The following is a 10,950-nucleotide window of genomic DNA, read 5'->3' on the forward strand; positions in this document are numbered from 1 at the left end:
ACGCCAAACAAAATGGCGGCTGCTTGCATTGTTACATGCGCTCCGTTAGACGACAGGCGGTATCGCGATCACTCTGGATATGATGTCCCCTTGCATTTTCATCATAATGGCCGTCTTCCGGCCAGAGCCTGATTATCTGGAGGCACAGATCCGATCCATCGCGGATCAAACCCATGCACCCCACCGTGTGATTGCCGTCATAGCAGATACCTGCTCTGACGCGCTGGTGTCAGAGATGTTGACAGCGGCGCGCGTGCCTTTCTGCCTTGTACCCAGCGATGTCACCATGGATGCCGTGCGTGCCTTTGAGGCCGGATTGAGCGAGACCCTGCGCCTGATCGCCGCCGAGGGGATGGACGATGACGCGGCCCTGATCGCGCTCTGTGATCAGGATGACATCTGGCATCCGGACCGGCTGGAAAAAGGTGTGGCTGCGCTGGCGGCCAGCGGCGCTGATCTCGTGCATAGCGATGCGCGCCTCGTGGGACCGGATGGCAAGACGGTCTTGCAAAATTCCATGTTCGGATTTGAGCGGCGCAAGCGCAATCCCGGTCTGCGCGGACTGCTTTATCGCAACAATATCACTGGCATGACCGTGCTCATGCGTCCCCGACTGGTGCGGCTGGCGCTGCCATTTCCGTCGCAGAGCGGCGTGCATTTCTATCACGACCTCTGGCTCGGGCTTTTGGCGACAGCGACCGGCGGCGTCCATCTGATCGACGCGCCCCTTGTCGATTACCGCCAGCACGACAGAAACGTGATGGGCGCCATTGATCGCCGTCAGCCCACGCGCGCACGATTGAAATGCCCCGACGCCATGTGGCTGCGCAAAGAGGCCACGGCCTATGCGCTGGCGCGTTACCTCGGGCAATCAACCTACAACCGGCTCTGTGATGCTGTGGCCGACGGGCGTCTCAAACATGGCGAGGCCAAACCAGCCCCGTTGCATCCCTATCTGCGGCGGATGCGCGGCATGGGCGCGCATCTGGTCGACTCGGGGCTGCTGGCCGTTCAGGGGCACACCGGACTGGCGCGGATCGCGGCGGGATTTGCCGTGGTCAGTGCCGGGCGCACGGTCTGGACCCTGCGCGAGGCCTTTGGCCCCGGCCTGAATACGTCGATCAACGAGTTTGACACGCGGCTCTTTTCCTTGTCTCCGGGCATGTCCCCCAAACCGCCCAACGCCGGACAGAAACGGGACGGGCCTCCGATCAAACACGAGGCCATCATTGATCTGCGCAAAGAACCGCGCTTTGTTCCCGAGTTCACAGCCGCCCATCCCACGCTGAACATTCTCGTTCCGACGCTCAATCCGACCGAAATCTTTGCCGGAATCGCCACAGCGCTCGACATCGGCATCGGTCTGGCCGCGCGCGGCTATCATGTGCGCTTCATCGCCACCGACCTGCCGCTCTCGTCGCCCGGAACCTCGCGCAGCTTTGTGCTGGGTCGATTAGGCAAATCGCATGACATGCAGGCAACGGCAGAGCGTATCAGCCTGCAATGCGGCGTTCAGAGCAAAACCCTGCCACTCAATCCCCAGGATATGTTCATGGCCACCGCTTGGTGGAGCGCGCATGTCGCCGAAAAGCTGATCCGCCGCCACACCATGACCCAATCGCGGTTTCTCTATCTCATTCAGGATTACGAACCGCATTTCTACGCTTGGGGCCCGGAATTCGCCGACGCCATGACCAGCTATGACTTTGACTTCGAGCCGGTCTTCAACACCACGCTGCTGCGCGACTGGTTCGCGGATCAGGGGTTTGGCTTTGCCAGCAAGGACGCGCTTGCCTTTCATCCTTCGATCGACCTTGATCGCTATAGCCATGTGGCGCGGGCGGCCCCCGGCGATGCGCCGCGTCGCTTGGCGCTATATGGGCGACCGGATGTGCCGCGCAACATGTATGCCACCGCAATCGAAGCGTTGGCCCGCTTTGTCGTACAAGAAGGGCTTGGCCCGGATGATATCGATGTGGTGTCCATCGGTCAGCTACACTGCGATGTCACCCTGCCGGGCGGTATCATGCTCAAGAGCTTGGGCAAACTGGCATGGGAAGAGTACCCCGACTATCTCGGCACCGTTGATCTGGGGCTGTCGCTGATGTATTCGCCCCATCCCAGTCACCCCCCTCTGGAAATGGCCGCCGCAGGTGTGCGGGTCGTCACCAACGGCTTTGGCCCCAAGGATCTAAGCCGTCTCAGCCCCGCGATCCTGTCGGTTCCGGCAACCGCGCCTGATCTGGCCGACGCGCTCAGCGCCTCCTGGCGCGCAGCCCCCGTGACACAACCTGACCGCGATATCGACCTGCGCGCTCTGGGCAGTCACCCTGAGGATATGATCGACAGTCTGGCCAATCGGCTTGCCTCGCACTTACCACGGACCTAGAATTCAATTTCATGACGCAAAAGATTATCCTGCATATCGGTTCGCCCAAATGTGGCTCCACCTACCTTCAGCGCGTTATGATGCAGAATACAGAGGCGCTGTTGCAGCACGGTATCTGCTATCCCGCTCCGACCGGATCGCATCCGGGCAATGCCGCCGATCTCGCTGAGATCACGGCTGATCAGGTCAGCGCCATGTTTGCAGATGGGGTGCAAACCGTAGTTCTCAGCCATGAGGATCTCTACTCGCTCTCCAAGCGCGGCGCCGCCCTGTCACAGATAACGGCCAAAGCCGGGATCGATGTGCAACTTCTGGCCTTCTTGCGCCCCTTCAGCGATTTCGTCTTTGGCGACTATTCGCAATTCATGAAGCAATATTTCGACACGTTTCTGGCCGAGCGTAAACCCTATGGCGGGCGCACCTTTGAGACCTTTGCCAAACGCCGGATCGACACTATGAGACCAGCGGCCTACCTGACCAACTGGAGCAAATTGTTTCCCGTCCTGCCGATCATTCTGGGCAACCACCGCAACATTCAGCCAATCCTCGATGAATTGCTTGGGCATCCCACGGGCATGAACTGGGACGTGCCCTTGCACGAAACCAATCCTTCGCTGCGGATGCAGGACTGTGACATCATTGCTGCGGCAATGCTTGATCTGGCCTGTGCAGATGAGGACATCCGACAGATTTTCCTCAACGCCTTTCACCACACCCAACAGCCTGACATGGGCCGCAGCCCCGAACGCATCGCTTGGCTCGAAGAACAGTTCCGCCCTCAGAACGAGGCCCTGCTGGCACAATTCGGGTTTGACAACCGGGCCAGAGTGCCCCGCGATACCGAAGCCTGACATCCGCAAACCGGGGTTTCTGGCTTTGCAGCATCTCGCACGCAAGGCCACGTCATTCCCTCTCAGTCCGTGTCTGCCATTTCCACTTTCATCAGGGCCTGATGGTGCGCAATGGCATCCTGCACATCGGTGTAAAAGAAAAACTGACCATTTTCGAGCACGGCCGCGTGATCACAAAGCCGTTTGACCTGCGCCAACCCATGCGTCACCATGATCGCGCCACTGCGCTTGACCCGATCTGCAAACAGCATCTCTGACTTATCTCGAAACGCGGCATCCCCGACGGCTGTCACCTCATCCACGAGGTAAGTGTCAAAATGAATGCCCATCGACACACCAAACGCCAAACGTGATTTCATGCCCGAGGAATAGGTCCGAACCGGCAGGTTGAAATGCTGCCCCAATTCCGCGAAATCCGCGACAAAATCCGCAAGCTCTTCGGTATCCACCCCATAAACGCGCGCAATGAATCGCACATTCTGAAGTCCGGTCATCTCGGGGTGGAAACTGCCGGAAAAGCCGACAGGCCAAGAAATCGTGCCCGTGCTGAGCACCTTGCCGCTGTCTGGGTCCATGGACCCGGCCAGCATTTTGAGCAGGCTCGACTTGCCCGCCCCATTTCGTCCCAGAATGGCAACCGCAGTGCGGGCGGGAAATATCGCCGAGATGTTATCCGCCACCACTTTGCGCCGCCCATTCAGGACAAAGGTCTTGCACAGGTTGCGTATCTCAATCATCGGATCCGTCCGCTCAGCGCCGATCACGCAAGGAATAATAGACCATCACCAGGATCGACCACGACAACAGCAGGAAACCCGAAATCATGCTCAAGAGCATCAGACGACGGGGGTATTCCGCAGTCTCCGCCAGCGTCGGGGGAATATGGGTGGCAAGATAGCGCGATTGCCGTTGCGCCTCGGCCAAGGCGACATCGCGCGCTGCCAATGCAGACAGATAGCTTTTCTCGGCAAATTGCAGCCCCAGTTGCAACGCTTGATACTCTTCGAGCAGCTCTGAATACTGGGTGACGCCCGAAACCCCGGACGCACCACCGAAACTGGACCGCTCTTCGTCGATCAGTTTTTGCACGGCGGCAATCTTGCGATTGGCCTGCGCCACCCGTGGATCGCTCTCGGCGGAATTGTCGAGCAAGAGTTCAAGCTCGATCTGGGCTTCTGCCATCTGCGCATTCAGTGAATTCAACAGCCCCATCTGGCCCTGAACGTCCGCTGCGGGATCGACGATCTGGGTGCGATTGCGAAAACTTGTGAGCGACCGATTGGAAAGCAAAAGCCGCTCTTCGGCTCGCGACAATTCTTCCTCTGCATAGCGCATGGCATCCGCCCGCGCGATCGCTGACAGCTCGTTGATCATGTCGCTGCTTTCGCGAAAGACGACTTCGGCAATGGCTTTGGCATCTTCGGGCTCGAACGCCAGCACCCGAACCTCAACCAATCCGCTGCTGCGGTCATAAAAAATCTTGACCATGCGCTGCCAGTAACTCGACAGGGCCTCGATCCGCGTATCCTCCCCAAGAGTGAAGACCGGGTCGCCGGGCCGCTGATAAATGCGCGCCATGTTGAGCTGATCGTTGACCGAGCGCACTATCTGCGGGCTCTGGATGAACTCATAGAGGATATCGGTATCCGAAGAACTGGACCCCGACAGCTCGGTGATTCCGCCCAACAGCTCAATCGCCGATCCGATCTCTTCGGTACGCACCGAAAATCCGATATGGCTTGCGTATTGATCGCGCGCAACGGCGTAGAGATACCAGACCGACAGACCCAACGGCAATATCACCCAAAGCACAAAGCTGAACGCGATACCCACATGACGCGCGCGCATGCCCGCCGATCTTGCGGGGGGGCGCATGGACGCTGACACCGCAGCAGCCTGAACCACGTTCGGCCCCGAAAGCTTTTCAGGCCCAGTCCCTTTTTTGGGGGTCGCAGCCACTTTTTCTACAGGAGAGTTGGTCTGAGTCAAATCTTGCTCTTCACTTTGCTTCTGTCCGACCCGATACGCCGGTTGGGGATTTTCTATCAAAGGACACGGTGATACACCATCCATCAAGATGACAAATATAGCCCTCCCTCCAGCCATGCCGCGCAAGCGCACAGGCACCGTTCAGACGGTCGTCGCACTGATCCTGCGCGAGATGTCCTCGACCTATGGCCGCTCGGCCTTGGGCTATCTTTGGGCGATCCTCGAACCGGTGGCGGGCATCATGCTGATGACCCTCCTGTTTTCTCTGGCCTTCAAGAGCCCGAGCCTGGGCACCAATTTTCCGCTGTTCTTTGCCTCGGGAATATTGCCGTTCATGGCCTATATGGACGTCAGTAACAAATTGTCGGTGGCGCTGAGGTTCTCAAAACAACTGCTGTTCTATCCCGGCGTGACCTACATGGATGCGCTCTTCGCCCGCTTTATCCTGAATGCGCTCACCCACATCATGATTGGCGTCGTCCTCTTTCCGCTCATCGTGATCGTTTATGACGTCAATGTCATCATCGACCTGCGCGCCATCGCCCTGGGCTACAGCTTGGCATTTGCGCTTGCGGCGGGCGTTGGCACGCTCAATTGTTTCCTGCTGTCGGTCTTTCCGATCTGGGAACGGGCTTGGGCGATCCTGAACAGGCCACTTTTCCTCATTTCCGGCGTGATTTTTCTCTACGACACCGTGCCGCTACCCTATCGCGACTGGATGTGGTGGAATCCGTTGATCCACCCCATCGGTCTGGTCCGCAAAGGCATTTACAGCACCTATGACGCCACATATGCCTCACCGGCATTCATATTCGCCACGTCGGGCATAGCGCTTGCGCTCGGTCTTTTGCTGTTGCGGCGCTACCACCGCGACATCATCAATTTCTGACACGCGGTCGCATCACCGCCCGCTTGACAGCGCCAAGCCCCTGGCGCAAGCGGCTGCGGGTATGCAGGGCCTTGTGCCCATGAACATGGTAGGCTGCCAGAATGGCCGCCGCCTCGGCCCCCAACGGGGTTTCACTGGCCTCGTCATAATCGGGTGTCATATCAAAGGGCGCAACCCCGTTCAGAAAATTGCGCGCCAAGGCGGCATTTGAGGTTTCACACTGCTGCAAAAGACGCTGCCGTCGAAGGATCGGCATTAGAAACCGACGCCTCGGCACGCGAACCACCCCTGGGGCCAGCGCAAAGAACCGGTCCGTTTCCTGACTGACAAGAACGGGTGACACCCCCTGATCCAGCATGGCCCGCTTGAGATAGCGCGCGGGCTCGATCAATCCGGTTGGCGGGCTGACATTATGGGCCCGTGGGGACGCGGCATCTTGGGGCAACATATCCGAGATACCCAACGCCTCCAGAAACCGGCGCACCGCATACTCTGGCTGCTGCTCGGGCCGCAAAGGAACGGCAATGACATTGTCGCGCCCAACACTTCGAACCCAGTTCATCAGCATCGCATTGTAATTCAGCACCTGTTTTTCAACACGCAACGCCAATAAGGCGGCTATGCCCCGCCGCCAGTCGGCACTGCTTTTGACATGCTGTTTATAATCCGATTCAATCCACAAATCCTGTCGCCGAAAGTAGCAGATCACGCTGACCTCAAAGCCGGCTTGTCGCATACGCTCGACCATGGCGCTGGCAACGGCGCCCCGCGAAACCCCAAAGAGATATTCCGAACTCAGGATCACGTCGCCGTCGGGTCGCAAAAAGAAATCGAGCAGCGATTTCACGCGCGCGGCGTCCCCCTCAATCATGGCATTGGCCAGATGCGTGGCATTGCCCTGTTCGGGGATACGTTCACCGGGCGCAAACTCATAATGAAACCCACGCTCGGCCAGATCATGAACATGCTCTGCCAGATAGGCCTGAATCGTCGTCGTCGCACATTTCGGCATGCCCACATGCAGAAAAAGGCGCTTCTTCATACTGATCAACTGCCTCATCATCAGGTCGGCTGCACCCTAGAGCCACGCATGGCGTGACACAAGGCGCAAAAACCCCTGCGCAACGTTGCCAAGCCCCCCTCGGCGCTTTAAGCCAACTACCAGAGAGAAAGTAGGTACTGCAGGATCACATGGGCTGGCGCGGATACATTCATGATGACAGCAAGACCGTGTTTTTCTGGTCGCAAAAGGCGGCTTGCACCACCTTGTTCAATTTCCTCGCGGATAACATGCCAACGCGTCCGGCCAGCAAACAGTACTTTCACACCCAGAGCGCGCCCTTTCGCGGATGCGCCCAAGCTCTCTGCGATCCCACCTATCGGTCTGTCATCCTCGCGCGGCATCCCGCGACACGCATCATCAGCGCCTATTTCAACAAGTTCTGCATCTATCGCAACAGACAGTTGCTGACCCGGTCAGATCTGGAACCTTTCGCAAAGGAACTGCACGATCTTTATTGCGCCCGAACCGGCGCGGATATCGCGGACAACAGCATTTCCTTCGAGCAGTTCCTCGACACCATCAAGCATCTGCACGCCACCCGCCCCCGCCCTGAAAACGCCATCAACGGGCATTGGGATACGCAGGTGCTGCCCTTCTACAAGGCCGAAGGCATCCGCTATGATTATGTGGTCCATGTCGAACGCCTCGACCAAGAAATGGCGCAGGTCGCCCGCAAACGCGGCCTTCTTTACACGCCACGTATCATGAACCGGACCAACCTGCCCAGAACCCCAGTCAAAGGGTATCTCGGCAATCTATCGGCGCGCGAGGTGAGTGAGATGAATTTCAACTATGACAATTTCATAACCCCCGACACCCTGCGCACCATCCAGCAAATCTACGCGGTGGATTTCACAACCCTCGGCTATACCGTTAATCCGCACGACGGATTTCACGGCACCAGATGGACCGGGCTGTTGAACCGGGCCTTTCCGGGTTTGGGACGCCTCACAGGAAGATGAAATCATCCAACGACAGGCTGCTGGCCGCCACGTTCTCCAACAGGATCTCGTGATCGGCATACCGCAGCACCGCGCCACCAGCCGCGTCAAAGACATCCAGCGCCTGAAAACGCCCGATCAGGCCCTGCCCCTCGACGCCGGCCAATCGCAAACGGTCCTCTGCGGTCTGGAAATCGACGATCACGTCCCGCTCTTCTGCGGTGAAATCGTTGAACACAAAAATATCGGCCTCCGGTCCCCCGCGCATCGTATCATCTCCGGCACCGCCATTCAGCGTGTCGCGCCCGATCCCCCCATCCAGCAGATCATCGCGCCCGCCCCCGGCCAGAAAATCATCGCCGCCGCCACCCAGCACCGTATCGTTACCTTCGCCCCCGCCAATCTGATCGTTGCCCGTCTCCCCCTCCAGACGATCGCGCCCCGGACCGCCGCCGATCACATCATCCCCGGCACCGCCAAGCACCGTGTCACTGTCAAAACTTCCGGCCAGTCGATCATCGCCCGCCTCGCCTTCCAGCAGGTCATTGCCGGGTCCGCCGCTCATCACGTCGTGACCGTCGCCACCGCTGAGAACATCATCGCCCTGCCCGCCACCGATAGTGTCATGACCCGCCTGCCCGATCAGCCTGTCTGCGCCGAAGCCGCCTCCGATATTGTCCTGCCCCGGCCCCCCCTCAATCAGGTCGTCACCAGCGCCCCCTGCCAACCGATCGTCGCCCGCATGGCCACGCAGTGTGTCATTGCCGCCATTGCCCCCCAGAGCATCGTCGTAATCTCCCCCTTCGAGCAGATCAGGCGCCTCGCCCCCCACCAACCCGACAGGACCAGCTTCGCGCGAGACAACAGGAGGGGGCGGCGGCGGTTGAACACTCGGCGGCGGCAAGGGCTCGGCCACCTGCAATGGTCCAAGCTCAATATCGAAATGCGACAGCAACGGTGACAACATGGCGGGCAAATCCGTCATCTCGAAACCGGCGCCACCGCTGCTGCGTACCTCCAGTTCTTGCGCCCCGAAGCCAAGCACCGCCCCCTGTAGCGTTGGGGCAAAGTCGATTTGCCCGATAGTGCGCAGCATCGGCCAGAGCGAGAGATCAAGCCGGTCCTCACCCAGCGTGAAATCGGCGATAACATCGCGCTGACCGTCAGCCATCAGCACAAAGATATCCGCCCCGGCCCCTCCGATCAGGGTATCGCGCCCGCTGCCGTCGCTCAGCACATCCTCTCCCGCACCACCGTCCAACAGGCCGTTACCTCCACTCAGGGACAGCATATCGTTTCCACTCGTCCCCTCGACCCGCGCCAGAGCCGCGCGCGTCACGACCCCCAGGGACCCCAGATCAACCCGAAAGAGGCTCAATCCCGCCTCCCCCGCCGCTGTCACCAGAACGTCGATGCCCCCTGCGCGCATCTGCGCCGCCAGCCCGGAGACCCCATCCAGCGCAAAGGCCGTGGCATCGGCCAAAGTATCCAGATGCAACAACCGCCCTTCAGCCGTCAGCCGGAACAGGCTCAGCCCTGCATCCCGGCCCGCCGCCAGAACAAAGACGTGGCCATCATCGGTAACCACCTCAAGCTGCGACACCCCGTCAAACCGTGTCAAAAGCCCGTCAATGACGTGGTCCACAACCCCGAGCGCGCCCCCCGCGCTGACACGCAACACTGTCAGGCTCGCACTATCCGCCGCCGCCACAATCAAGAACTGACGCCCCGCGACCTCTGCAGGCACAAGCGCCGTGATCGTCTGCACGGGCAGGCTGTCGTCACGTCCAAGGCCGGCGACAGGCATCAACCCACCACCCTCCGTCAGCCGCAGGCCCGTGATGCCCTGCTCACGCGCCGATGCGGCAAAAACATGTACCTCCCCGGCAATCTCGACCAAGGCCAAATCCGCAACCTGACGCAAGTAAAGCTCCGCCGTATCCGCCTGCGACGCGACCGCCTGCCCGGTCTGCCCGGTCCCAAGATCAAATACCGACAGCCCCTGCCCGTTCTTGGCCGCAGCAATCAGATAATCCTGCCCCGCCAGCCGCACAGCCAAAAGGTTTACCGCCTGCGGATAAAGCCCGCCCTCACCAAGAAACCCAAGCGTGCCGCTGCGCGCACCGGCATCCCAGCCCGCCAGCAGATCCTGCACCAGAGCAGGCGGCAACGCGCCCGGCATGCCGATAACATTAAACGCCGCGCGCGTATTTTCCTCGTGGAACCAGTGGCTCTCCAGCACGGGTCCGGTTGGTCCGACCCGCACCACCCGGCTCAGGCCAGCGCTGTAATCTGCCACCACAAAGCCTCCATCCGGCAAGGCTGTAATCGCCACTGCCGAACGCGCGACTTCAAAATTCATCGCATGACTCGTCCCGACATGCCTCAGTTTGACTGGCATCCTCATCCACCCGTTTCCCGCGTCCCCACGCAAAAAACAGAGTGCCTCGGCAAGACTGCCGTGAGTTTAACGAATTATGGCTGCCGTGCGGCATTTACGAAAAGTTAAAGGAAAATCCGCCGTGACTGAGACAGGACACCACTCACAGGAACTGGAAATCATCCACCGTCAGGTTCGCCGCAGCAATGCCCTCAACCAGCACCGTATTGCCATTCACATTGAGCTGCGCGCCCGCAATCGTATCAATAATCCCCAAGGCCGCCACAAAACCCGCAAGCCCGTTGCCACCGTTGGTGATGTTGGCCTCACCAGTGTCCGGATTGTTGATGCGGATAAAGAAGCCGTCGATGCCATCCTCGAAATCGGTGATGATATCGGCCTCGCCATCGAAGAACGCGGAGAACACGAACTGATCCACACCCGCGCC

Annotated in this window: 8 protein-coding genes and 1 pseudogene; 4 read left to right on the forward strand and 5 right to left on the reverse strand. The window is 59.6% G+C overall.

Annotated features, from left to right (window positions below):
- Window positions 1-106: 106 nt before the first annotated feature.
- On the forward strand, window positions 107-2,389 hold the full coding sequence (locus tag ACN0SW_RS17840) for a glycosyltransferase (protein WP_417729283.1): 2,283 nt from the start codon (window positions 107-109) through the stop codon (window positions 2,387-2,389).
- Window positions 2,390-2,400: 11 nt separating this feature from the next.
- Window positions 2,401-3,240: a hypothetical protein gene (locus tag ACN0SW_RS17845; protein WP_417729284.1), complete on the forward strand. Its 840-nt coding sequence runs from the start codon at window positions 2,401-2,403 to the stop codon at window positions 3,238-3,240.
- Between the two features lie 62 nt (window positions 3,241-3,302).
- Here ACN0SW_RS17845 and ACN0SW_RS17850 read toward each other — a convergent pair whose 3' ends face one another.
- Together ACN0SW_RS17850 and ACN0SW_RS17855 are read right to left on the reverse strand one after the other, a co-directional pair.
- On the reverse strand, window positions 3,303-3,977 hold the full coding sequence (locus ACN0SW_RS17850) for an ABC transporter ATP-binding protein (protein WP_417729285.1): 675 nt from the start codon (window positions 3,975-3,977) through the stop codon (window positions 3,303-3,305).
- Between the two features lie 13 nt (window positions 3,978-3,990).
- A complete protein-coding gene (locus tag ACN0SW_RS17855; RefSeq protein ID WP_417729286.1) occupies window positions 3,991-5,088 on the reverse strand; it encodes a sugar transporter in 1,098 nt (365 codons plus the stop codon).
- A gap of 229 nt (window positions 5,089-5,317) precedes the next feature.
- Here ACN0SW_RS17855 and ACN0SW_RS17860 point away from each other — a divergent pair, with 229 nt between their 5' ends.
- Complete coding sequence (locus ACN0SW_RS17860; protein ID WP_417729287.1) at window positions 5,318-6,118, forward strand: ABC transporter permease; 801 nt, start codon at window positions 5,318-5,320, stop codon at window positions 6,116-6,118.
- On the opposite strand, the gene ACN0SW_RS17865 is transcribed toward ACN0SW_RS17860, so the two are convergent.
- Window positions 6,108-7,160, reverse strand: a complete 1,053-nt coding sequence (locus ACN0SW_RS17865) for a hypothetical protein (protein ID WP_417729288.1) — start codon at window positions 7,158-7,160, stop codon at window positions 6,108-6,110. The two genes, ACN0SW_RS17860 and ACN0SW_RS17865, sit on opposite strands and share 11 nt — an antisense overlap.
- 149 nt (window positions 7,161-7,309) lie before the next feature.
- On the opposite strand from ACN0SW_RS17865, the gene ACN0SW_RS17870 reads away from it, so the two are divergent.
- The gene (locus ACN0SW_RS17870) at window positions 7,310-8,143 is read left to right on the forward strand and encodes a sulfotransferase family 2 domain-containing protein (RefSeq protein ID WP_417729289.1); all 834 of its coding nucleotides are present in this window, start codon (window positions 7,310-7,312) and stop codon (window positions 8,141-8,143) included.
- On the opposite strand, the gene ACN0SW_RS17875 is transcribed toward ACN0SW_RS17870, so the two are convergent.
- Window positions 8,130-10,484, reverse strand: coding sequence for a calcium-binding protein (locus ACN0SW_RS17875; protein WP_417729290.1), 2,355 nt, complete (start codon window positions 10,482-10,484; stop codon window positions 8,130-8,132). The genes ACN0SW_RS17870 and ACN0SW_RS17875 overlap by 14 nt on opposite strands.
- A 181-nt stretch (window positions 10,485-10,665) precedes the next feature.
- Window positions 10,666-10,950 (reverse strand): annotated as a pseudogene (locus ACN0SW_RS17880) (calcium-binding protein); the annotation flags it as partial.

Origin of the sequence: Roseovarius sp. (genome assembly GCF_048262375.1) — a bacterium.
In the GTDB taxonomy this organism is placed as follows: domain Bacteria; phylum Pseudomonadota; class Alphaproteobacteria; order Rhodobacterales; family Rhodobacteraceae; genus Roseovarius.